We start from the raw sequence: 23,285 nt of genomic DNA on the forward strand, positions 1-23,285 counted from the left end.
ATGAGCACTGTGCACGCGATCACCACCCTCCTTCCCGCCCCGGCCGAACTCCGCGCCCACCTGCGCGCGTTGGCTGTCCTGGAGACTGCGATCGCCGACGATCCGCGGTACTGCCATTACACCTTCGACGCCGCCTGGGGCCCCGGCGAGGAGGCAGCCTTGATGGAAAACGGTTCGGGGGACGAGTTCTCCGTCCTCTTCACCCCGGCAGGCGTGCTCATACGCGGCTTCGACCACGAGTCGACGATGAGCCCCTACGGAACGGACGACGAGCAGGTCTGGCCCGGAGTCATCGACGAAGTGCCCGCCGCACTGCGCCCGCTCCTGGACGAACCCGCCTTCTGCGATGAGGGCATCGACGCCCCTCGGGTCACCGCCTGCCTGTGGCGGGAGACCGGCGACTCGGCCTGGCGCACCGGCTCGGGCATCGACTTCCCGCCCGGCAGCGAGGACCCGGACGGCTCCGGCTTCCTCTTCCACCTCCTCGCCGACCGCTCCCCCGAGGCCGTCCAGGCCCACTTCGAGGACTACTACCAGCGCCCCGTCGCCCCAGAAGCCGTCCGCCACATCCTCGACGGACATCCCCTCACCTCTGCGGTCGCCACAGCTCTCAACCCAGTCGCGCTCTCGGACAACGCCCTGCTCCGCAGGATCACCGCGCATCCGGAGGTCGCTTCCTACCTGGCCGGCGACGGCGAGTTCGACCTCGCCCGCACCGACCCGATCGAGCCGATAGCCCTACCCAACGGCCTCCCGGTGGAGCCTGTCGCCGGCTGCAACGCGGGCGGCACCCACTACCTCTGCGGCCCAGCCGTCCCTGGCGGCCCCCGCCCCGTCCTCTACACCGACTCCGAGGGGCAAGCCTCCCTGATCGCCGAGTCGCTCGCCGAGGCCCTGACCCTCGTCATCGCCCTCCCGCCCTGGCACGACGCACTGGCCGGCTTCCGGCCCCCGGCCCTCAGCTGCGACTACCTCGACGACCACCCGGACCACCCCGCCGTCCGTGACCGTCTCCTCGCCACCCTTCGGCTCCCCCCGGCCACCGAGCAGGAAGTCCTGGACCGCCTCCTCGCCACTGCCGCCCGCACTGTCCCCGACGGCTTCCTCCCGTACGTTCCCGACGAGGAGGACTCCGCCTTCCAGCCGATGCTCGAACCGCTTGCCGACCAAGGCGCTCCAGGACGCACAGGCGACGAAGCGTCAGGAAATCCAGCACACATCCAGCACGGGAACCAGCAAGGGACCGACCCCCGAAAGAGCCGACCCCTTGCCACCTGCGAACTTGACAGCCCAACGAGCTCGCAGTAACGAACTGGTTACACGTTGAAGCGGAACCTTCAACGCAGCGCTCCCACCTGCGGAAACTTTCCCTCAGGTGATCATATCCAGCACCCATCCAGCACCGTCGGGACTCATCCAGCACATCCAGCACGTCAAGCCGCGGAGACAGACTCGCCTGACTCCTCGACCGCCGGACGCATGGCATTCTGCATGACGTCTCGGCAACGACCCCACGCCTCGGGGACCAGGTGCCCGTAGATGTCCACCGTCGTCTTGATCGACTTATGACCGAGCCAGCGCGAGACCTCGCGGATCGGCACGCCATTCGCCAACGCGGTCGAGGCGAAGAAGTGCCGCAGACTGCCAGGCGTGTATTTGGCCTTACCGTCCACGTCGACCACGCCTGCCGCCACGCACGCCTTCTTGAAGTGGTATCCGAAGGTGGAGGCGGTGGGCATCACACCCTTGCCACGCTGGCGCGGGGAGAAGAAGACCTCCAGCCGCCGACGTCTGCCGCGAAGTCCTGTGAAGGCCACGGGCACCGGCGCCCACCGCGACAAGTGACTGTCGATTTCCTGCTCGCCGAACGGAGCAGCCGGGACGTCCCGGTACTCACCCTCCGTCCGGTGCTTGAGCGGCACGAAGGCCGTGCGGCAGTCACCGCGGTGCGCTTTGGCGCTGACCTGCCAGCGGACCCTGACGAAGCCGGATCGTTGGCACTCGGTGGAGAAGGCGAGGGCCTCGCTGGGGCGCTGGCCGGTGCCCGATTGCAGATAGACCGCGAGCCGGTACTGCGGGGCGATGTGCTCCGCGATCAGATCAACCTCGCCCAGCATGGGAATCTCGTCCTCGTCCACCGCGCACGGGGCCGCCCGGGATACCCGGACGCCGCGGGCGGGATTGTGCGGGATGCGTTTCTCAACGACGGCCACCTCTAGCATCGCGGCCACCATCACCAACCGATCGTTGATCGTGGAGACCGCCAACCCGGCACCGGAGGAGTGTAGTTCCTTGGCGAACGCCTCGAAGTCGCGCTGTGCCAGCCCGGCCAGCGTCTTCCGTCCGAGTCGCGGCACGAGATGGTTCTGGATGAACCCTTCGTAGTTGCGGCGCGTCGATTCACCGATGACCCGGCGCTCCAGCCACTCCTGAGCCCAGACCTGCAATGACACCCGCCCAGGCGCAGGATCGAAGCGAACGTCGGCCTTCTTGTCGTTCTCGACCTTGTCGGCGAAAGCGTCCGCACCATCCGAGCCCACCCGCCGGGCAAACGACCTCTCCCGCCGCCGCCCTCGCATACCGCCCGGCTCCCGGTACCGCACCGTCCACCCATGCCGACACCGCGGACGATCACAGGGGAAGTTCCGGTCCCGGACATCCCTCTTGCACCTCTGAAAAACGCTCGCCACCCAACCCCCGATCCTTCGCCTGGCCCGTGCTCGAAACCGTGCACCGCCACCTCGGGGCCGAGCAACACATTCGTCATTAATCCGCCCTTTCCGGCGAATGTGGACCCAGCCCCACCAGCAGCCCCGCGGGCCATCGAGTCGGCGAGGCCCCTCCTCACTGGATGGGCTCACGCCCTCCGCGGCCCGTCGGCAGGCGATCGGCGCATCAGCATCGAAGGCCATACCGCGCTATGGTTGATGTATGGCTACCAAGAAGGTGACTATCACTCTCGACGAATCCCTGGTCGAAGCCCTGGCCGGAGCCGCCGAGCAAGAAGGTATCCCGCTCTCCCGCCTCGTCGCCGGAGCAGCAGAACGCGAGCTGCGCCTGCGGGCTGGCCGCGCCGTCATTCAGGAGTGGCAGGCCGAGCACGGCGCCTTCACCCCGGAAGAGCTCGCCGCCGCCCGCGCGGATCTGGCCGCCGCCGACGCCGACTACCTCAGCAATCCGGGAGCCTCGGCCGCGTGAACACCCCCTACCTGTACGACGCCGGGGTCCTCATCGCCATCGACAATGACGACCGGCGCATGTGGGCCCGACACAGCCTGGCCCTGGAAGACGGCCGGGACATCCACGTCCCGTCCGTCGTCGTCAGCCAGGCATGGCGGGACTCCCGCCGCCAGGTCAGACTCGGCAAGTTCCTCGCCGGATGCCACGTCGTACCCGTCGGCCTCGAAACCGCCAAAACGGCAGGCATCCTCTGCGGCAAGGCCGGCACCTCCGACATCGTCGACGCCACCGTCGTAACCATGGCAGCCAGTCTCGGCGCCATCATCTGGACCTCAGACCCGGACGACATCCGCACCCTCATCGACGCCCAGGACATCAAACCCGCCCTGGTCATCCGCACCGTCTAGCAACCATTGAGCTCCTACGACCGGCCTGCGAGGGGATCCGGCAAGGCAAGGGCTCATGCCCGCCAGGTCGGCCTTGCGCATCAGCCACTCGACCCGTGGGGGCTCACAGCGCGCACCTTCGCAGCTGAGGCACCCGAAAACGAATTCGCAGGGATCGAGATCGCGATTATTCGTTCAACGCCTGGTTGATCTCCACCTGCGCTTCCGAATTCTCGGTCTGAGCCGGGGCCGGAATCGGATCTGCTGGGGGCTTGGACGCCTCCCCCTCCAGCGCATATGCGAGCGCAAGCGCGATCCGCTCGATCCAGTTCAGCGCATCCGTGACATCAGCCTCGCCAATCGGGCGGCGCTGCTTGAGGTCCCCGTCGATCAGATCCGCGTCGTGTGCGATCTGGTTTCGGCGGCGGAGCAGCAGGACGTACTGGCCGCGCAGCCGTTTGTCGTCGTATGAAGTCCGGTACTGGCTCCACCGATTGACCCACTTCGCCGCCTCCCGCCACACCTTGACATCGGTGACGAGCGCCATCACCTTCGCGATGGCGTCCGGGTTCTGCAGGGTCTGGTGGGCGATGTCCTGGCGCACCCGTTCCGCGACCACCTCGGCTGTGGTCGTCTCGCCCCGCTGCACCTGCTCCACGCAGTGCAGCGGCAACGGGTAGTCACGGAGCTTGCGAGGCATGTCCGGGTGGTCCTTGGCAGCTTCCTCGGCGACGCGGCGCAACACCTCTTCCTGTACCCAGTGTTCGAGGGCGGCGATGGACTGCACCCAGGCGGCTCGGTAGAAATCAGCAGTGTCGATGCCCTTGGGGCTGAGCACCTCCAGCGCCTGCCCAGCTCGCACCATCTTGCGCGCGTACGACAAGTTCGTGACGAACGATTCGAACTGACGGGTCTGGGGGTGCGCGATGGCCATGCATACCTCTGTACGGCGTAGGGAGAACGGAGAACTCCGGAACGTGGACTCCTCATGTTCTCTGTACTGCGCAGAGGTAGGTCAAGCGGCTTTTCGGATCACGGTCGGTTTGTGGCTCAATCCGATCGGTTCAGCTCGGGATCCGGCGCTTCACTCCCGTTCTGGGCGATCAGCACAGAGGCCAGGCCACTACTGGAGCCAGAGACCGCGTAGGAGGCTTCGCCGCTGGCACTGTCCCAAAAGAGGTGGCTGGGCCGGCCCAGAGATGTCTGCCGTGGTGGCTGTCGCGACTGCTCCATCATCGAGCCAGTGCATCGTAGGGACTTCGGCATCGCCATCTCTGATGGGATGCCGATAGTAACCGCGCGAGAAAGCCGAGGGCCGCAAGGCACTCGGCATTGCGCCCCTCAGAGCGCGGTGACTCCATGCTTCCGGCCATCGTCAGACCTCTTCGGCCTCCGGTACATCAACATCCGCGCCCAGGGACTTCGCGATGGCCGTGAACTCGGCCAGGGCGGACTGAAGATCGCGCACGATCTCCTCGGCGATGACCTCCGGCTCCAAGTCGCTGTCTGCGTCCTCCAGAGCCGGGTCCTTCATCCACGTGATGTCGAGGTTGACCTTGTCGCGCCCGGTCAAGTCCTCGTACACGTACGACTTCCAGCAGCCGTTCTCGTCCTCGTCCGCGACGCGGGCGGTCAGCGGCTCACCTGCCCTGTACCGGGCGACGAAGTCGTCCAGGTGGGCACGGGTCAGCGGGCGCTGCTTCATGGTGAAGTGCTGGCCTGTGCGGAAGTCGTAGACCCAGGTGACGGCGGTGTGCGGTTTGCCGTCGGCGCGCGGGGGCTTCTTGTCGAAGAACAGGACGTTGGCCTTGACACCGCCCGCGTAGAAGATGCCGGTGGGCAGGCGCAGGATCGTGTGCAGGTCGAACTCGTCGAGGAGCTTGCGGCGAACCTTCTCACCCGCGCCGCCCTCGAAGAGGACATTGTCCGGGAGGACTACGGCGGCCCGACCGTTGACTGCCGTCAACGACATGATGTGCTGAAGGAAGTTGAGCTGCTTGTTGGTCGTGGTAGCCGTGAAGTCGTCACGGTCGTACTGCACGTCCTCCTTCTCCACCTCGCCGTCCTGGCCGATCACGGTGATCGCGGACTTGCGTCCGAAGGGCGGGTTGGCGAGGACGAGGGAGGCATGTCGTCCGCTCGGCTTCTCAGCGAGCGCGTCGCCGACGTCGATCAGGCTCGGGCCGTCGCTCTTGCCGATGCCGTGCAGGAGCATGTTCATGGCGGCGAGGCGGGCGGTGCCGGTGACCAGCTCGTTGCCCCAGATCTTGGACCCGCTGTCGTACGCCTTGCGGGCGTCAATGTCCATGTCCTGGACGTGATGCCGGGTGACGTACGCGTGGGCCGCGATCAGGAAGCCTCCGGTGCCGCAAGCGGGGTCGGTGATGGTGTCATCCGGGCCCGGCCGGGTGACATCCACCATCGCGTCGATAAGCGCGCGCGGGGTGAAGTACTGGCCGGCGCCGGTCTTAGTGTCCGAGGCCCCCTTGGCGAGCAGGCCCTCGTAGGCATCGCCCTTGAGGTCGGTCCCCGTGACCGTCCACTCCTCGCGGCCGATCAGCTCGACGACGAGCTTTTCGAGCAGTGCGGGCTTGGTGATCCGGTTCTGCGCGTCGGCGAAGATCGTGCCGATGGTGGTGTGGGGCTTGCGGCCCAAGTACTCCAAGATGGCGCGGTAGTGCGCTTCGAGCTCGGGACCACGCTTGCTGACGAGCGACTTCCAGTTGTAATCGGCGGGCACAAGGTCGCTGAGGTCGCGGCCACCCCACTCGTCCTTCTCGATCTCGTCGACCATCTTCAGGAACAGCAGGTACGAGAGCTGCTCGACGTACTCGATGGTGGACATGCCGTTGTCACGGAGGACGTTGCAGTAGTTCCAGAGCTTCGCGACCAGCGTGTTGGTCTGCGCGGCAGCCTTCTTGGACTTCGGCGTCTCAGTGAGGGGGACGTTGTCGGCCGAGGGCGTGGCAGCGTCATCCGCGGTGGTCTCGGCGGCGGTATCGGGAGCGAGCGCGGTCACTGGTCGAACAACTCCTGCTGAACGGAGGCGGAGGGGGCGGGGGTTGGAGCGGGGGCGGCCTTCGCCGCCGCAACGGTCGCCTTACGCCGGCGCGCGGTCGGCTTGGCCGCCTTGCGGGCGGGTTTAGCGGCCTCGCGCTCGGCGGCGATGCGGTCGAGGAGGGTGGCGGCGGGCTCGTCGGCGGGGTCCTGCGGAGCCAGGGTTCCGCTGAATGCCTTTCCGAGAATCGCAGAGCGCAATGCGTCAGCCCGTCGAGTGGCGCGATCGACCTCCCGCCCCATTGCCTCGACTCCGGACAACAACTCATCGCATCGCTGGATGAGTTCCTTCTGGATCTCCAGAGGAGGAATCGGAAACTCAACTGCCTTCAGTCGCTTGGACGACAGGTGCGCAATGTTCGTCGTAATGCGAACTTCGCGCATGAACCTGCGGGCATGTAGATGTCGACGGAAAACCATGAGCGCCCATTCGGGAAGCACCCCGGGGCCCGCCTGGAATCGGAGCAGACTATTCGTGAAAGCCACAGCCTCGGGAATGCCCCGATACATCGCCGAGCGCCCCACGAGATGGGGACTCTGCCCCTCATTTAGGAGAATGTCCCCCTTGCGAAGCTTGTACTTGTCGAAGATTCCAGAAAAGTCCATCTCCATGACGCTGGACGTGTCGATCCGATCCTCGAATACGTTCGCCACGCGAAGGTAAGGGTGCATTTCAGGACCATTATGCCAATCCGGGTGCCTGGCGCGCCCCAATTCGACAGTTCCAGCATCGCCGACCGTCGTAACCATCCAGTCAGCAGGAACATGTTCAGGAACGAGCAAGGTGAACACTGACTTGCGGAGCACCTCGACCCGTTTCCGCGACAAAAGCAGCGTCCGCTCAGCCGCGTCGAGCCGGGAGAGCTGCTCTTCGAGGGCCTCGACGATGCGGTGCTGTTCGGCGAGTGGGGGAACCGGAACCGGGATCTTCCTCATGGCTGCCATACCGAGCCGAGGACGCCCCACCCCCTTGATTAGCCCACCCGCGTACGACTGCGCCTTTGGCGCTTGCAGGGCATACAGGAGCCACTTCGCGGAGATCTCTGAATGAGGACGCGCCCTGATGACATCCGCCTTGACGATGGCAGGATCGTCGAGCTTCGGCATCAGCGCAACACGCGGAAGTTTCTCGCCGAGCGAAGCCAGTAGCAGATCACCCTCACACGCCTCATGCGCTCTCAGCGTCTCAAAATGATCAAGACTGACATACGCACGCTCATCACGAAATTCCCCATCTCCAACGTTCTGAAGCCGGATAACTCGAGCGCCTGAATCGGTGTAGTGCGCTGATTTCAAGTTCGACCCGAACGGACCATCCGTAATTGCACGCGACTCACAGGCCAAGGTCTCTTCGAGCGTTGCCCAGGCCCACCCCTCCGGCAACCCGCCCATATCCTCACTCAAGCCAATTCCCGATTCAACTCATCCAACAGTTCCAGCGCCTGGCTCCTGCCGCCGAAGGCGTTCGCGAAACCTGGGCCGCCGCCCTTTTCGGAGAACGGCATGTGGCCGAAGTCCTCACGCTCCATGCCCAGGTCGACCACGATCGCGTCCTTGATCCGGCGCAGCCACCACAGCTGATCATCCGTGAATTCCGCACCCGCCTGACTCTGCCGCAGCAGCCAGCCCTCGAAGCGCTCCTCGACCACCGTACGGTACGGGCGAAGCTGGTCGTCCGCGCCGAGCGTGTAGCGGACGAGGTTCATGAGGTCGCCCAGGCCGGCCGTCTTCGACAACGACTCGGTCGCCTCGCCGACCAGCTCGTAGTGGTCCCAGATGACCTTCGGTGTCCAGGTCCGCTTGGTCGCCTTGATAGAAGCCATCAGCTCCTTCAGGTGGGCCCGCGCCTCTTGCGGCCGGACCCGGGAGCCGCTGCCGAGGATCACCTGGAGGGCGATCGCCTCCGCTGCTGCCTCGTCGCGCTTGCGGCTGTCCAGGAGCTGGCGCCATTCCGCCAGCTCCTTCGCCGCCCGCTCCTCCCTCGGGACCTCGTTCACCTTCAGCGTGACCTCGGTCGTCGCGTCGTACGTGAGGTCGTGCTGCTGTTTGATGCCGATGATCAGCTTCCGCAGTTCCGGGTGAGTGGTCAGAGTTTCGACCGAGTCGTGTACCAGCCGCCGTGCATGGTCCGCGCCGCCCTCCCGGTACGCCCGGTCCTGGGTGTCGACGTCCACCGCATTGGTGATCTTCCGGACCATGTCCGTCAGCGGCACTCCGCCCGATGCATGCTCGATCCGCTCCCGTTCCTCCTTGGTGAGCTTGCGGTCGAGCCGGGCCAGCCGGCGCCCGAGCGTCTCGGCCTGCTCGGCCGTCAGCGAGCGGCTGCCCGCCTTGTCCATCAGCTTGGCCAGGCTGAGACTGCCGCCGTCCGGCGGCAGCATCGGGCGGGTGTCGACCAGCGGCGAGGCGGTCACGCCCACTGCATCGACGAGGACGAAACGGTCCTTGGCGAGGTCGGCGGCCGGGTCCGGGGTGACCGCTTTCAGGTCGTCGGCGTCGATCGTGCGAGCGCCCCGCCCCTTCATCTGCTCGAAGAGGACAGGGCTGCGAACGGCCCGCAGGAAGATCACGCACTCCAGGGCCTTGACGTCCGTACCCGTGGCGATCATGTCGACCGTGACGGCGACTCGCAGCATCGGCGAGTTCCGCAGGTCGTTGACGAGCTGCTCGGGGTCGTCACCCTTGTCCCGGGAGCGGTAAGTGATCTTCTTGGCAAAGGCGTCTCCGCGCCCAAAGACCTCCTTGACCTGCTTGAGCACTTCGTCCGCGTGGTCGTCGCTCGCCGCGAAGACCAGCGTCTTGGGCAGTTCGGTCCGGTCCGGGAACCAGCGCTGCCAGTTGTTCTTGTACGCGGTGAGGACGGCCCGGATCTCGTCCTCGGCGATCACCGTGCGGCCGATCTGGCCGACCGTGTACGTGAAGTCCTCGTCCAGCTCTTCGTAACGCTGGGCGCGGGTCTTGCGGTCGCGGATACGGACCGTCGTCCCCTTGTCGATCTTCGCGCCGCCGTCCTCCCGTATCGAGGAGTCCATGGTGACCACGTCGAAGTCGACGTTGACGCCGTCGGCGACGGCCTGTTCGTAGGTGTACTCGGAGACCATGTTGCCGTCGAAAAAGCCCTTGGTCTGCCGGGTCGGGGTGGCAGTGAGGCCGACCAGGTGGGCGTCGAAGTAGTCCAGGACGCCGCGCCACAGCCCGTAGATGGAGCGGTGGCACTCGTCGATGACGATCAAGTCGAAGGACTCGATCGGGACGGCCGGGTTGTACTCGACAGTGACCGGGCGATCGGTCATGTAGTTCTCGTCGAGGGTAGAGGAGTCCTCGCGGTCCTCTGCCTCGGTGGTGTCCTCCAGCGGCTCCCCCTTGAGGAGCGCGTACATCCGCTGGATGGTGGAGACGACGACGGAAGACGTCTCCTGGAGACCGGACCGGCCGAGCGAGTCGACGTTGTAGAGGTCAGTGAACTTGCGGTTCTCGTCCGGCGCCTTGTAGCGGTCGAACTCGGCCTTGGCCTGGCGGCCGAGGTTGTTGCGGTCGACGAGGAAGAGGATGCGGCGCGCACGCGCATGCTTGAGCAGCCGGTACGACTCGGTGACCGCGGTGTAGGTCTTGCCTGCGCCGGTGGCCATCTGGATCAGTGCGCGCGGCTTGTCCTGGGCGAGTGATCCCTCCAGGCCGACGACCGCCTCTTCCTGCGCGGTACGCAGGTCGTGCGACTCCAGGACCGGCAGCGCGGTACGCAGTGCGGCCCGGAAGGTGGGGGTGTCCGGGTGCTTGGTGGCGCGCTTCATCCAGGCCGCGAAGGACTCCGGGCGGTGGAAGGCGAAGACCGGGCGGGAGCGGGCGTGCGGGTCGAGGCGGTTGAGGAAGAACGTCTCGGCGCCGGTGGTGGCGTAGCGGAAGGCGAACGGTTCCTGCTCATGCCAGACCGCCATGGAGTGTTCCTTGAGAACGCCGCCCGCATACCGCTCGTTCTGCGCGAGGGCGCCGGCCAGGGCGGTACCCTCGCGCTTGGCCTCGATGACGCCGACGATCATGCCGTCGACGTAGAGAACGTAGTCGGCACGGCCGGTGGACAGGGTGAACTCGCGGACCGCGACGCCCTGCGAGGCGAGCGGGTTGAGGGCGCCGTAGTTCTGGACCGTCCAGCCCGCCTGGGTGAGCATCTCGTCGATGCGCACGCGGGCCTGCACCTCGTTGAGCGGCTCGGGCTTCTGGGCGCGCTCGACGATCGCCTCACGGGCATTGACGGTGACCGGCCGGGGCTTGAGGCGCGCCTGGTCATAACGGTCCTGGTAGGCGCGCCGGAGCCGCTCGATTTCGTCCCGGTGTCGGGCTACCTCCGCCTCGGACTCGGCACGGGCCCGCTCGGCCGCCTCGGTCAGCCGCTCGGCCTCCTCCCGGCCACGTCGCTCGGCCTCCAGCCGGTCACCGACCTGGCTGAGGCGGGTTTGAGACTCGGCGAGGGTGCGCTGGTGGTGGCCGAGTGCCTCGCGAAGCTCGGCCAGCTCAGCGGATCCACCCGGCACCTCACTCGGCAGCTGGGGCGGTACGAACGCGGCGATCTCTCGTACGTTGTCGATGGCGCGGGAAAAGAACTGGCCGAGTTGGAAGCAGAGTTCGATGGCCTTGAGGGCCTTGCTGGTGTCGAAGAGATGGTTGTGCGCGGCGTCGTTGCGGCCACGGCGGAGGGTGTCGAAGGCATCTCTGGTGCGGCCGGGGAGCAGGCTGGCGCGCTGGAGCCCAGCCAGCCGGTCGATCTGCCGGGTTCCCTCGATGCGCACCCCGGCCCGCTGCACCAGCTCCGCGGCGAGCAACTCGCCGAACTGGCCGGAGGCGACGTACGAGACGTTGGGGTTGGTGAAGACGGACTGCTCGGCCTGCGCGCCGTAGATGGCCAACAGGGGCTGCATCGCATAGAGCCGCCCGAAGTTGGGCGACTTCCGAGCCGCTGCCTTCAGCTGCTCCGGGACTTGCTCACGACGCCGTTCCTGCCCGCTCATCCGCTGCCGCTCCTCGATTAGGCCGCATCCGGCCCTCCCCTGTGACAAGACCTCTCAGCTTATGTCGAACCGAGCCCTCCACACCGGTAAAGGAAGCGATCACGACAAGATCGACAGCGCTCAGGTCACAGGCGGGCGCCCCGGTGTCAGCCGTGGTGTGCGCCGGACCCCATCTGCGCAAGAAGCCACCGGGCGACGACGGTCCGAGCGCCGCAGCGCCTGCCGGGAGCCGGAGAGCCAGGCGAACCGGCCCTCCCTCGGCAGGTTTCAGACGAGCCCTTTCTCCAGGGCCTCGCGCCTGACCTCGACGAGCGGCACCTCCAGATCACCGATCCGGGTACGCCAGAAGTTCCATCCCGGACAGGACTTCGTCTGCAGGACGAACTCGCCCGCTGCCGACAAGGAACCGAACGTCTCGCCCGAGCCGACTCGGATGCGGCCGTCGTGGAGGACCTCGGCCCGAAACTCCTCGCCCCGCCGTCGGCCCACAAGCCGTGCCCGCGCGGGCAGTGCGCCCTTGGCAATGAGGTCGGTGACAGCCACGTCGTACTTGGCCCGGGTGCGTGTGCGCGACCGGTCCTGGCGCTGGACCGGCCGCGCCAGGCTCCCGAAGGCGGCGGACGGATCCCAGATGATTTCGCACAGGCGCTGGTACAGGTCCTGCCGAGCGCGGATTGCCTTCTTGTCGAACTTCGCGAAAGAACGGAGCAGCCGGTCGAGCTTCTGCGCTTTCACGAACTTGTTGAAACTAGAATTCCGTTCCCGGTGGTTGGAGTGCAGTGCCCCGGCAAGGTGGTTCTGCCGCTGGTAATACTCGACCTTTTCCTCATAAGGAAGGTCCTGGTAGCTGGCGTTGTCCGACTTGCGGAGAAGGAGCAGTGCCCCGAGACGATTGCGGTAGGAGTCGAACTCGGCGCGCGTTCCTGTCTCGGGCTGATACCGGTCGAAGTGATTGGCCCAGACGTGCTCGATTTCGAAGGGCCGTCGACTGTCGAGGTAGCTCCTCATATCGTCACCGCGCTCGCATGCGGTCTCGACGAATCCGGTGAGGCGGGCGAGGAGGTAGCGCACTTGGCGGCTGTTGTTGGAACGCAGGCCGTAGGCATTCATGCCCGTGAAATCGTAATCAAGCGCACTGACTTCTCGCGCAAGGATCTCGCGCAGCCTGCTGGCGCTGACGCCGCCGCGAAGGAGACCGACGAGTCTGACGGCCTCACGATCGAGGTGGACTCCGGAGCACGGAAGGTCGTTGACGAGACGGCGCGCGAAGACGAGGTCCAGGTAACTCGCGACGAGCTTGGCCTTCTCCTTGAACACGGCGGAGTCGTCCCGTTGCTCGACGGCGGCGAGGATGGGTGCGGCCTGGATCGACATCCCATTGTATGAGTTGAAGTAAATGCTGCTGAGTTCCGAGTCGTAGCCGCTGACGACTGCGGCGAGTGTGCAGTACCGGCGGGCGTTGTCCGCTAGGTCGTCAATAAGCTTTCGGTAATCCGAAGAGCGGCACAGCCCCATGTTCTGGGCATTTTCCTTGACCCATGCATGGAAGGGGCCATTGATCCGTTCGACATCCGGAGAGAGCTCGTCGGTTTCCCCGCTCGCGCCAACGTTCGCGAAGCGACCGATCAGATAGGTCTTGAGGAAGTCGCTGGGGGCATTCACGTCGACGCCGGCCAGTTCGGACACCATACGGCGCCAGATGACGTCGGCGCCTCCGGGATCATTGTCGATTTGGGACAGCAGAAAACTCTTCAGGAGGTCGATGGGGCCGAGGCGGACACCTCGATCATTCATCGACTCATAGATCTCCCAGCCCTGTTCCGAGGTGGCGGCCCTGATGCCCACCATGCAGACACCATCGAGGAGCCAGTCGACGAAGTAGGGAAGCGCGTCCCCGCGCAAGTCCTCGGGGAACTCCTCTTGGAAGACCCTGGAGGCGTCCCACAGGCGACGCAGAGCACCCGTGGCGTTCTGAGGGAGCGAGTAGGCGTCGCCGTTGTCCTTGAAGACCTCGTTCAGAAATTGTTGACGTTCCGGGATATCCAGAGTGTGAACCGCCTGTCCGAACCTACGGGTCTGAATGAGTCCGGCAAGTCGGTCGGCCTCGCCGTCGAGCTCCTGAGCCCGCAGCAGCTCGCGCAGGTAGATCAGCATCAGGTGCAGCGTGGTGATGCGTTGCTGCCCGTCCACGAGATAGGTGACGGGCGCTTCTTCGTGATAAACGTACGGCCCGAGGAAGTATGACTGATATCGAGCGACGTGCTCGCGGTCGTGTTCCAGCTGCCAGTTGCTCACGAACTTCTTGCGCAGGTCCGCGACGAGGCGGCCCACATCGGTACGACTCCAGGTGAAGTCCCTCTGGTATGTATCCAGTTGGTAGCGGCGCCCCGTAAAGACCTCCTCGATGGTCATAGCCCTGCTCTGGATCAAGTTCTCCAGCACGTGCCCTCCCCTGACGGCTGCCCTCACCATGCTGTGCTCATGTCCCAGTAAATACCGCCGCTCCGACATCCGGTGCCCTGACCGCATGACGTCGGGTTTAAAGGGCACGTGCGGCTCCTGACATGGTTCGGTCGCGGGGCTGCCGCGTCAGACGCGGCCTTCGTCCGGCACCGGCCCCTTCTCGGGCTCGCCGTCGCCCCCTTCACCACCGTCGCCGTCGCCGTCGCCGGGCAGGGTGATCAGGGTGCGGACCGGGCTGAAGAGCGGCCAGAACGCCGAGGCCACCAGGCCGACGGAGGCCGTGACCATCACCTCGACCAGGCCGAACCGGGTGCCGAGCCAGCCGCCGAGGAGCGCGCCGACCGGCTGGACGCCCCAGCTGATGAAGCGGCTCGATGCGGTGACCCGGCCGAGCAGGTAATCCGGTACGAGCGTCTGCTTGACCGTGCCGCTGATGACGAGGTTGACCACCACGGCGAAGGTGTAGACGGAGACCAGCACGATGGCGGCCGCCCGGTCAGCGCCCGCCGAGAGCGGAACGAGGACCGCGGCGAGCCCCGGGAAGGCGTAGACGAGGATCAGGGCGGGCCCCTGGCCGAGCCTCCGGGTGAGGAGGGGGTGCAGGAGGCCCCAACCAGCCCCGCGCCCCCGCCCGCCATGCTGGTGAGGCCCAGCAGACCGGGGCTGAAGTCAGGACCTTCAGCAGGAACAGGACGTTCACCGCGAAGAACATGGAGTGGAAGATGTTGAAGTGCGCGGCGGCGAGCGCCATCGGCCGCTGGTAGGCGTCGTGCAGCAGGACACGCAGTCCCCTGACCACCTGCGCCCGGTGGGATTCCCCGGAGCCGGCTCCGACGCCGTCCTCGTCGGCCGGGTCGGCCGACGGCGGGGCCTTCGGCCGCCGTGCCAGGGTGCCTGCTCGACGAGCCCACGGACAACCTGGACCTGCACAGTGCGGAGGCCCTGGAGATCCCCCTCGAACGCTTCGAGGGCACCGTCCTCGCCGTCACCCACGACCGCTGGTTCGCCCGGACCTTCGACCGCTACGTGGTCCTGGAAAACGACGGCCGCGTCTGCGAGACGCGCGAACCGTACTGGGGCGGGTGAGCGGAACCGCCCGTGGGCACGCAAGAGGGCCGGGACGAGCTCGTCCCGGCCCCATCAGTCATGTGAACTTTCGGCCTGAACTCCACCACATCAGCAACGTGGTGGAGTTCAGTTGTTGAAGCGGAACTCCACCACATCCCCGTCCTGCATGACGTAGTCCTTGCCCTCCATGCGGGCCTTGCCCTTGGCCCGGGCCTCGGCGACCGAGCCCGTCTCGACCAGGTCGTCGAAGGAGATGATCTCCGCCTTGATGAAGCCCTTCTGGAAGTCGGTGTGGATCACACCGGCCGCCTCGGGGGCTGTGGCGCCCTTCTTGATCGTCCAGGCACGGGCTTCCTTCGGGCCGGCCGTGAGGTACGTCTGCAGGCCCAGGGTGTCGAAGCCGACGCGGCCGAGGGTGGCGAGGCCGGGCTCTTCCTGGCCCATGGACTGGAGGAGCTCCAGGGCCTCGTCGTCGTCGAGCTCGATCAGCTCGGACTCGATCTTGGCGTTGAGGAAGATCGCCTCGGCGGGGGCCACCAGGGCACGCTGCTCGTTCTTGAAGTCCTCGTCGACCAGCTCGTCCTCGTCGACGTTGAAGACGTAGAGGAAGGGCTTGGTGGTCAGCAGGTGCAGCTCGTGGAGGAGGCGGCCCTTCTCGGTGGAGGCCGTGATGCCCGCGTGGAAGAGGGTGTCGCCCGCTTCGAGGATCTTCTGGGCCTCCTCGACCGCGGCCAGGACCGCGACCTTCTCCTTCTGGAGGCGGGCCTCCTTCGTGAGGCGCGGGACGGCCTTCTCGACGGACTGGAGGTCGGCGAGGATCAGCTCGGTGTTGATCGTCTCGATGTCGTCCTTGGGTGAGACCTTGCCGTCGACGTGGACGACGTTCTCGTCCTTGAAGGCGCGGATGACCTGGCAGATCGCGTCCGACTCACGGATGTTCGCGAGAAACTTGTTGCCCAGGCCCTCACCCTCGCTCGCGCCGCGCACGATGCCGGCGATGTCGACGAAGTCGACCGTTGCGGGGAGCAGCTTCTGGGAGCTGAAGATCTCCGCGAGCGTGTTCAGCCGTGTGTCGGGGACACCGACGACGCCGACGTTCGGCTCGATCGTGGCGAACGGGTAGTTGGCCGCCAGCACGTCGTTCTTGGTCAGGGCGTTGAACAGGGTCGACTTGCCGACATTCGGCAGACCGACGATTCCGATCGTGAGCGACACGTTGGCGACTTCCCTAGGGGGTGGGCGGGCTGGCAATGACGTCCGGCCCGGTGGACCGATTCTCCAGTTTACGGGCGGGGGCGAGCGCCCAGCCACGGGTCCCGCCGGGCGTCCCCTCGGGCGCCGGTCCGGTTCCCATTGGGCCGTGTGGCATCGAACTCATCGCCAAGGTCGGCCAAAGGGCGTGTCCCGCACCTGCTTCCTGCCGCCCGGCGACCTACGTTGTCCCGGTGGAGCAGCACAGGACACGTCCCCCGCAGCGCAGCCAGACCCGGCAGGCCCCGCTGTCCCCGTTCGGGACCAAGGGAGCCAAGGGAGCAGTCGGCGAAGGCGCCGCCGTCTATCGGGTGATGAGCACACCCGCAGGCCGGGCCCGACCGGTGGCACCTGCCGTGCTCGCCCTGCGGAGGCTGCCGAACCCCCGGCTGACCGGCATCGGCGCCGGGCTCTTCGCGGCCGCCACCATGTTCGTGCTGGCGTGTGCGGACTGGCTGCTGTTCGACGGCTCGGCCACCGTGTTCGGGGTGCTGTTCCTGCCGGTCAGTGCGCTGACCGCGCTCTGGGTGCGGCCCGCCGACCTGGTCACCGCGCCGATCAGCGTGCCGATCGCGTTCGCCGTCGGCATCATCCCGATCTCGGGCGGCACGGGCGGCTTCGGCGGGCAGACGATGGCCGTCGTCACCGCGCTGGCCGTCCACGCCGGCTGGCTGTACGGCGGCACGCTCATCGCCGGGCTGATCGCGACCGTACGGAAGGTCCGGCTGATGCGGGCCCGGCAGCGGCGGATGCTGCTGGCCGCACAGACCGCACGGGCGGCCGGGCAGCCGCAGGCCCAGACCGCGCGGGCGGCCGGGCAGCCGCAGGCCCCCCGGCCCGCCGGACGGGCACCGCGACGCCCGTCCCAGCGCTAGGGGCTGTCCAGCAGGCCGTGTCGTCGGCCTGCCGCCGTAACGGCAGGCCCCGGAAGCGTCCGCAGAGTCCCGGCGTCGTCAGTGGTCCGCTGCCGCCATGGCCGCGCCCACGATGCCTGCGTTGTTCTGCAGCTCCGCCGGCACCATCTCGGCCCGTACGTGCTCGATCAGCGGCAGGAACTTGTCGGACTTACGGCTGACGCCGCCGCCGATGATGAACAGCTCGGGCGAGAACAGCATCTCCACGTGGACCAGGTACTTCTGCACCCGGTGCGCCCAGTGGTGCCAGCTCAGGTCCTCGTCCTCCTTGGCCTTGGTCGATGCGTGCTTCTCCGCGTCGTGGCCGTTCAGCTCCAGATGGCCGAGCTCGGTGTTGGGCACGAGCCTGCCGTCGATGAAGAGCGCGCTGCCGATGCCCGTGCCGAGTGTCAGCACGATGACCGTGCCCTTGCGCCCCTTGCCCGCACCGAACGTCATCTCGGCGACGCCGGCCGCGTCCGCGTCGTTCAGCACGGTGACCGGCAGGCCCAGCTTGTCGCCGAGCAGCGAGCGGGCGTCCAGGTCGATCCAGCCCTTGTCGACATTGGCCGCGGAGCGGGTGACACCGCTGGTGACCACGCCCGGGAAGGTGATGCCGACCGGCCCCGACCAGTCGAAGTGCCCGACCACCTCGGCCACGCACCCGGCCACGTCCTTGGGTGTGGCCGGGTGCGGTGTGAGTACTTTGTGGCGCTCCTGCGCCAGGTCTCCGCGGTCCAGGTCCACGGGAGCACCTTTGATCCCGGATCCGCCGATGTCCACGCCGAAGATCTCCATGTGATCCACGGTACGGACAAACGGCCCCGCTCACTTCCCGGAACGGAAACCGGGGTGAACGCCGCAGCGGAGCCCGGGGCGCGGATCCGGGCCGGGGGCCGTCATTCGGCGGACAGGGCCGCCGCTTCCGCGCGCAGGTCCCGGCGGAGCTCCTTGGGGAGCGAGAAGATGATGGACTCCTCGGCCGCCTTCACGATCTCCACGTCCTCGAAACCGCGCTCGGAGAGCCAGGCCAGGACGCCGTCGACCAGCACCTCGGGCACGGAAGCGCCGGAGGTGACGCCGACCGTGGAGACGCCCTCCAGCCAGGCCTCGTCGATCTCGTCGGCGGAGTCCACCAGGTGCGAGTCGCCCGCGCCGGCGCCGAGGGCGACCTCGACCAGGCGGACCGAGTTGGAGGAGTTCTTGGAGCCGACGACGATCACCAGGTCGGCGTCCGCGCCCATCTGCTTCACCGCGATCTGGCGGTTCTGCGTGGCGTAGCAGATGTCGTCGCTGGGCGGCGAGATCAGGAGCGGGAACTTCTCCTTGAGCGCGCCGACGGTCTCCATCGTCTCGTCGACCGACAGCGTGGTCTGGGAGAGCCAGACGACCCGGGACGGGTCGCGCACCTCGACGTTTCCGACGTCCTCGGGGCCGTCGACCAGCGTGATGTGCTCGGGGGCCTCGCCGGAGGTGCCGATGACCTCCTCGTGGCCCTCGTGGCCGATGAGGAGGATGTCGAAGTCGTCCTGTGCGAAGCGGACGGCTTCCTTGTGGACCTTGGTGACCAGGGGGCAGGTCGCGTCGATCGTGGCGAGCTTCCGCTCGGCCGCCTCCTCGTGCACGGTCGGCGCGACGCCGTGTGCGGAGAACATCACGATCGAGCCCTCGGGGACCTCCGCCGTCTCCTCGACGAAGATCGCGCCCTTCTTCTCCAGGGTCTGTACGACGTATTTGTTGTGGACGATCTCGTGGCGCACATAGACCGGTGAGCCGTACTGCTCCAGGGCCTTCTCCACGGCGATCACGGCACGGTCCACGCCCGCGCAGTAGCCACGGGGAGCGGCGAGCAGGACGCGTCGGGGTGTCGTAGCAGTCATGCGTCCCATCGTAACGGCCTCCCCCGCGGCAGGGAGCGGACCAGCGAGCGGCGTTCTGCGGCTTCGATTGCAAGGCGGAGGAGGGAATCGATGCGGAGCATCGTTGACCGACGACAACGCCGCAAGCGGAGTCGCAGGGCGTGGGGGCCCGCTCCCTGCCGCGGGGGAGGCCGTAAGGCCGTACCGAACAGGCGCGGGGCAGACGGGGTCGGGAGACTGATCACCACGCGACCAACGGAGGACTCATGGCCGGCAGCGGCAGCGGCATCGGCAGTGGCACGGATTCCGGCAGCACCACCGACCGGGCGGGACTGCGGCGGACCCTGGGCTTCCGGGATCTGGTGGTCTACGGGCTGCTGTTCATCGCCCCGATGGCCCCCGTCGGTGTCTTCGGCACGCTCGACGCGAAATCGGACGGCGCGGTGGCGCTGGTGTACGTCGCCGCGACCGTGGTGATGGCGTTCACGGCCTTCAGTTACGCCCAGATGGTGCGGGTCGCCCCCCTGGCGGGCTCGGTCTTCGCGTATGCGCGCAAGGGCCTCGGGGAGGGGCCCGGGTTCATCGCCGGCTGGATGGCGATGCTGGACTATCTGCTGATCCCCGCGGTCGCCTATCTCTTCTCCGGCATCGCGATGAACTCGCTGGTGCCCGGGGTGTCGCGGTGGGTGTGGACCGCGCTGGCGGTGGTCCTCACGACACTCCTCAACCTCTGGGGGGTACGCGCGGCCGCCCGGGTCGGCTTCGCGGTGCTCGCCATGGAGATCGTGGTGCTGCTGGTGTTCCTGGTGTCCGCGGTGGTGGTGCTCGTGCAGGACGGGGCGCAGCGCGGCTGGCTGACGCCGCTCAGCGGCGATACGGGGTTCTCGGCGACGGCGGTGCTGGGTGCGGTGTCCGTGGCCGTGCTGTCGTATCTGGGCTTCGACGCCATCGCCACGTTCGCCGAGGAGGTGACGGGCGGTTCGGCGAAGGTGGCGCGAGCCCTGCTGTTCTGCCTGGTCCTGGCGGGCGTGCTGTTCGTGGCGCAGGCGTATCTGGCGGCGCTGCTGGAGCCGATGACGTCGGCGGAGCTGGCCGCCGATCCGGTCGCGCAGGGTTCGGCGTTCTACGACACGGTGGACTCCGCGGTCGGGTCCTGGCTGCATGACCTGGTGGCGGTGAGCAAGGCGATCGGTGCGGCGTTCGCGGCGCTGGCCGGGCAGGCTGCGGCGGGTCGGCTGCTGTTCGCGATGGGCCGGGAGCGACGGCTGCCCGCGCTGCTCTCCAAGGTCGACCCGCGCTCGGGTGTACCGCGGATCGCGATCCTGATCGCGGCGGTCGTGACGCTGGTGGCCGCGGTCTGGGCGGCCCGGCGCGACGACGGCCTGGATCACCTGGTGTCGGTCGTGGACGTGGGCGCGCTGACGGCGTTCGTCCTGCTGCACGCCTCGGTGGTGGGCTGGTTCGCGGTACGCCGGATGGAGGGGCCGCCGAGCTGGTGGCGGCACGTGCTGATCCCGGTGGTGGGCGCCGGTGTGCTGATCGCGGTGATCGTGGAGGCGACGGCGAGCGCACAGGTGGTGGGAGCGTGCTGGCTCGTGGTGGGTCTGGTCGTGCTGGCCGTGCAGCAGGGCCGCCGGAGGGCGTGAAGATGCGGAGGGGACGGTTCCGCCCCGGAGCCTGCGGGCTGCCGACGCGGAGCCGCCTCGTTGTCGGTCGTGGCGGATACGCTCGCTCGCATGGCTCTCCAAACATCCGCGGAAGCTCCGCTGCCCGTCGGTGACGTGTCACGGCTCATCGGCGGCTGGATCGACCGGCTCGGCGCCGTCTGGGTCGAGGGGCAGATCACCCAGTTGTCGCGGCGGCCGGGTGCCGGAGTGGTGTTCCTGACGCTGCGCGACCCCTCGCACGACATCTCGGTGAGCGTGACGTGCTTCCGGCAGGTCTTCGACCGGATCGCGGACGTGGTCACGGAGGGGGCGCGGGTCGTCGTCCTCGCCAAGCCCGAGTGGTACGCACCCCGTGGCCAGCTCTCGCTGCGGGCCACGGAGATAAGGCCGGTCGGCATCGGCGAGCTGCTGGTCCGGCTGGAGCTGCTGAAGAAGTCACTGGCCGGTGAGGGCCTCTTCGCCCTCGACCGCAAGAAGCCGCTGCCCTTCCTGCCGCAGCTGATCGGGCTGGTCTGCGGCCGTGCCTCGGCGGCCGAGCGCGACGTCCTGGAGAACGCCCGGCGGCGGTGGCCCGCAGTCCGCTTCGAGGTCCGCAACACCGCGGTGCAGGGGGTCCACGCGGTGAATCAGGTGGTCCAGGCCGTAAAGGAGCTGGACGGCCTCCCGGACGTCGACGTGATCGTCGTGGCGCGCGGCGGCGGCAGCGTGGAGGACCTGCTGCCGTTCTCGGACGAGCAGCTGATCCGTACGGTCGCGGCGTGCCGCACCCCCGTCGTCTCGGCGATCGGCCACGAACCGGACTCGCCGCTCCTCGACCTGGTCGCCGATGTGCGGGCCTCCACGCCGACGGACGCCGCGAAGAGGATCGTGCCCGACGTGGGCGAGGAGCTGGACCGGGTGCAGCAGCTGCGGGACCGGGCGCTGCGCACCGTACGGGGGTTGCTCGACCGGGAGGAGCGGGGCCTGGCGCACGCGTTGGGCCGGCCGTCGATGGAGCACCCGCAGCGGATGGTGGACGAGCGTGCGGCGGAGGTCGACGCACTGATCGGGCGCGGCCGGCGGGTGCTGGGCCACCTCCTGGACCGTGCGGACTCGGAGCTCGCCCACACCCGCGCCCGAGTGGTCGCGCTGTCGCCCGCGGCGACGCTGGAGCGCGGCTACGCGGTGCTCCAGCGGGCGGACGGACACGTGGTCCGCGACCCCGCCGAAGCGGGGGCGAGCGGTGAAGCGCTCCGGGCCCGGGTGTCGGGGGGCGAGTTCGTGGTGCGGGTCGCCGAGTGAGGGCGGGCTTCGGCCGACGGGGGTTGCCGAACCCCGGCCACGACCCCGGTCCGCGTACGTATGCACGCGACATTGACGGACCTGCTCACGCAATAAGGTGGATCACATGACGGACGACGGGACGACGGCCGCGGCCACGGGCACGCTCGGGTACGAGCAGGCGCGCGACGAGCTGATCGAGGTGGTGCGCCGGCTGGAGGCGGGCGGGACGAGCCTGGAGGAGTCCCTCGCGCTGTGGGAGCGTGGCGAGGAGCTGGCGAAGGTGTGCCGGCACTGGCTGGAGGGCGCGCGCGCCCGGCTGGACGCGGCGCTGGCGGGACCGGCCGCGCCCGGGGGCGACGACACCGAGGACTCGGCGGCCGACGCGGGCTGACCGGGTGGGACAGCAGGGCAGAGAAGCGGTCGGCTGTGGAGTGAATCACTCCGATCCAGCTTTAGTTGAAAGTTAACCTAACCTTCCCGTACCGTGGCCGGGTTGCATGATCCCCCGCGTTCGTCCGGAAGGTAATTCGCAAGATGTCCCTCGTTCTTGACCCCGCCGCCCAGGACCTCCTCTTCCGTGAGGCCCGCACCGCCAACACCTTCACCGACGAGCCGGTGACCGAGGAGCAGGTCCAGGCGATCTACGACCTGGTCAAGTACGGTCCCACCGCGTTCAACCAGTCGCCGCTGCGCGTCGTCCTGGTCCGCTCGGACGAGGCCCGCGCGCGCCTCGTCCCGCACATGGCCGAGGGCAACCGGCCCAAGACCTCGACCGCCCCGCTGGTCGCGATCCTGGCCACCGACAACGAGTTCCACGAGGAGCTCCCGGCCCTGCTCCCGCACTTCCCGCAGGCCAAGGACGCGTTCTTCTCCGAGCGCCCGGTCCGCGAGTCCGCCGCCGCGCTGAACGGCGCGCTGCAGGCCGCCTACTTCATCATCGGTGTCCGCGCCGCCGGTCTGGCCGCCGGCCCGATGACCGGCTACGACGCCGCGGGCATCGAGAAGGAGTTCCTGGACGGCGACCACAACGTGCTGATGGTCGTCAACATCGGCAAGCCGGGCGAGGACGCCTGGTTCCCGCGTCTGCCGCGCCTGGCCTACGACGAGGTCATCAAGAGCGTCTGAGCCGCACCGGCCGAAGGCTGTGGCCGAGGCCCACGGGAAAGGCCCTGGAGCACCCGCTCCAGGGCCTTTC

At 67.7% G+C, this 23,285-nt stretch carries 18 protein-coding genes and 1 pseudogene; 9 read left to right on the top strand and 10 right to left on the bottom strand.

Annotated features, from left to right (window positions below; genetic code table 11):
• The gene (locus ACFVW8_RS08770; protein ID WP_389687549.1) at nt 1–1,308 is read left to right on the top strand and encodes a hypothetical protein; all 1,308 of its coding nucleotides are present in this window, start codon (nt 1–3) and stop codon (nt 1,306–1,308) included.
• A 125-nt stretch (nt 1,309–1,433) separates the two neighbouring features.
• Here ACFVW8_RS08770 and ACFVW8_RS08775 read toward each other — a convergent pair whose 3' ends face one another.
• Complete coding sequence (locus ACFVW8_RS08775; RefSeq protein ID WP_389687551.1) at nt 1,434–2,540, bottom strand: tyrosine-type recombinase/integrase; 1,107 nt, start codon at nt 2,538–2,540, stop codon at nt 1,434–1,436.
• Nucleotides 2,541–2,931: 391 nt separating this feature from the next.
• Between ACFVW8_RS08775 and ACFVW8_RS08780 the strand changes: the two genes are divergently transcribed.
• Nucleotides 2,932–3,198, top strand: coding sequence for a hypothetical protein (locus ACFVW8_RS08780; protein WP_389687553.1), 267 nt, complete (start codon nt 2,932–2,934; stop codon nt 3,196–3,198).
• Nucleotides 3,195–3,587: a PIN domain-containing protein gene (locus ACFVW8_RS08785; protein ID WP_389687555.1), complete on the top strand. Its 393-nt coding sequence runs from the start codon at nt 3,195–3,197 to the stop codon at nt 3,585–3,587. The genes ACFVW8_RS08780 and ACFVW8_RS08785 overlap by 4 nt, the downstream gene beginning before the upstream one ends.
• Before the next feature lie 166 nt (nt 3,588–3,753).
• Here ACFVW8_RS08785 and ACFVW8_RS08790 read toward each other — a convergent pair whose 3' ends face one another.
• The 6 genes from ACFVW8_RS08790 to ACFVW8_RS08815 all read right to left on the bottom strand — a co-directional run bounded on the left by ACFVW8_RS08790 (nt 3,754) and on the right by ACFVW8_RS08815 (nt 14,569).
• Nucleotides 3,754–4,500, bottom strand: a complete 747-nt coding sequence (locus tag ACFVW8_RS08790; RefSeq protein ID WP_389687557.1) for a hypothetical protein — start codon at nt 4,498–4,500, stop codon at nt 3,754–3,756.
• 441 nt (nt 4,501–4,941) lie between these two features.
• The gene (locus ACFVW8_RS08795; protein WP_389687559.1) at nt 4,942–6,585 is read right to left on the bottom strand and encodes an N-6 DNA methylase; all 1,644 of its coding nucleotides are present in this window, start codon (nt 6,583–6,585) and stop codon (nt 4,942–4,944) included.
• Nucleotides 6,582–8,027: a restriction endonuclease subunit S gene (locus ACFVW8_RS08800; RefSeq protein WP_389687561.1), complete on the bottom strand. Its 1,446-nt coding sequence runs from the start codon at nt 8,025–8,027 to the stop codon at nt 6,582–6,584. Before ACFVW8_RS08800 ends, ACFVW8_RS08795 begins: the two co-directional genes overlap by 4 nt.
• The gene (locus tag ACFVW8_RS08805) at nt 8,024–11,626 is read right to left on the bottom strand and encodes a DEAD/DEAH box helicase family protein (RefSeq protein ID WP_389687563.1); all 3,603 of its coding nucleotides are present in this window, start codon (nt 11,624–11,626) and stop codon (nt 8,024–8,026) included. The genes ACFVW8_RS08800 and ACFVW8_RS08805 overlap by 4 nt, the downstream gene beginning before the upstream one ends.
• A gap of 267 nt (nt 11,627–11,893) precedes the next feature.
• Nucleotides 11,894–14,038, bottom strand: coding sequence for a DUF262 domain-containing protein (locus tag ACFVW8_RS08810; RefSeq protein WP_389687565.1), 2,145 nt, complete (start codon nt 14,036–14,038; stop codon nt 11,894–11,896).
• Nucleotides 14,039–14,215: 177 nt separating this feature from the next.
• Complete coding sequence (locus ACFVW8_RS08815; RefSeq protein ID WP_389687567.1) at nt 14,216–14,569, bottom strand: hypothetical protein; 354 nt, start codon at nt 14,567–14,569, stop codon at nt 14,216–14,218.
• 402 nt (nt 14,570–14,971) lie between these two features.
• On the opposite strand from ACFVW8_RS08815, the pseudogene ACFVW8_RS08820 reads away from it, so the two are divergent.
• A pseudogene (locus tag ACFVW8_RS08820) lies at nt 14,972–15,175 on the top strand (ABC transporter ATP-binding protein); the annotation flags it as partial.
• Nucleotides 15,176–15,283: 108 nt separating this feature from the next.
• Here the strand turns inward: ACFVW8_RS08820 and ychF are convergent.
• The gene (gene ychF / locus ACFVW8_RS08825; RefSeq protein ID WP_389687569.1) at nt 15,284–16,372 is read right to left on the bottom strand and encodes a redox-regulated ATPase YchF; all 1,089 of its coding nucleotides are present in this window, start codon (nt 16,370–16,372) and stop codon (nt 15,284–15,286) included.
• 350 nt (nt 16,373–16,722) lie between these two features.
• On the opposite strand from ychF, the gene ACFVW8_RS08830 reads away from it, so the two are divergent.
• Nucleotides 16,723–17,283, top strand: a complete 561-nt coding sequence (locus ACFVW8_RS08830) for a DUF6542 domain-containing protein (protein WP_389687642.1) — start codon at nt 16,723–16,725, stop codon at nt 17,281–17,283.
• A gap of 78 nt (nt 17,284–17,361) precedes the next feature.
• Here the strand turns inward: ACFVW8_RS08830 and ppgK are convergent, their stop codons facing one another.
• The gene (gene ppgK / locus ACFVW8_RS08835) at nt 17,362–18,099 is read right to left on the bottom strand and encodes a polyphosphate--glucose phosphotransferase (protein ID WP_389687572.1); all 738 of its coding nucleotides are present in this window, start codon (nt 18,097–18,099) and stop codon (nt 17,362–17,364) included.
• Between the two features lie 101 nt (nt 18,100–18,200).
• Complete coding sequence (locus ACFVW8_RS08840) at nt 18,201–19,190, bottom strand: 4-hydroxy-3-methylbut-2-enyl diphosphate reductase (RefSeq protein WP_389687575.1); 990 nt, start codon at nt 19,188–19,190, stop codon at nt 18,201–18,203.
• A gap of 236 nt (nt 19,191–19,426) precedes the next feature.
• Between ACFVW8_RS08840 and ACFVW8_RS08845 the strand changes: the two genes are divergently transcribed.
• The 4 genes from ACFVW8_RS08845 (at nt 19,427) to ACFVW8_RS08860 (ending at nt 23,215) form a co-directional block, all read left to right on the top strand.
• Nucleotides 19,427–20,806 carry an APC family permease gene (locus ACFVW8_RS08845; protein ID WP_389687577.1) on the top strand — a complete coding sequence of 460 codons (1,380 nt, stop codon included), beginning with the start codon at nt 19,427–19,429 and terminating at the stop codon, nt 20,804–20,806.
• 90 nt (nt 20,807–20,896) lie between these two features.
• Complete coding sequence (gene xseA / locus ACFVW8_RS08850) at nt 20,897–22,108, top strand: exodeoxyribonuclease VII large subunit (protein ID WP_389687578.1); 1,212 nt, start codon at nt 20,897–20,899, stop codon at nt 22,106–22,108.
• Between the two features lie 106 nt (nt 22,109–22,214).
• Entirely contained in the window at nt 22,215–22,481 is a 267-nt protein-coding gene (locus ACFVW8_RS08855) for an exodeoxyribonuclease VII small subunit (protein ID WP_389687580.1), read from the top strand.
• 143 nt (nt 22,482–22,624) lie between these two features.
• Complete coding sequence (locus ACFVW8_RS08860; protein WP_389687582.1) at nt 22,625–23,215, top strand: malonic semialdehyde reductase; 591 nt, start codon at nt 22,625–22,627, stop codon at nt 23,213–23,215.
• Nucleotides 23,216–23,285 lie beyond the last annotated feature (70 nt).

This window comes from Streptomyces sp. NPDC058221 (genome assembly GCF_042882365.1).
In the GTDB taxonomy this organism is placed as follows: Bacteria; Actinomycetota; Actinomycetes; order Streptomycetales; family Streptomycetaceae; genus Streptomyces.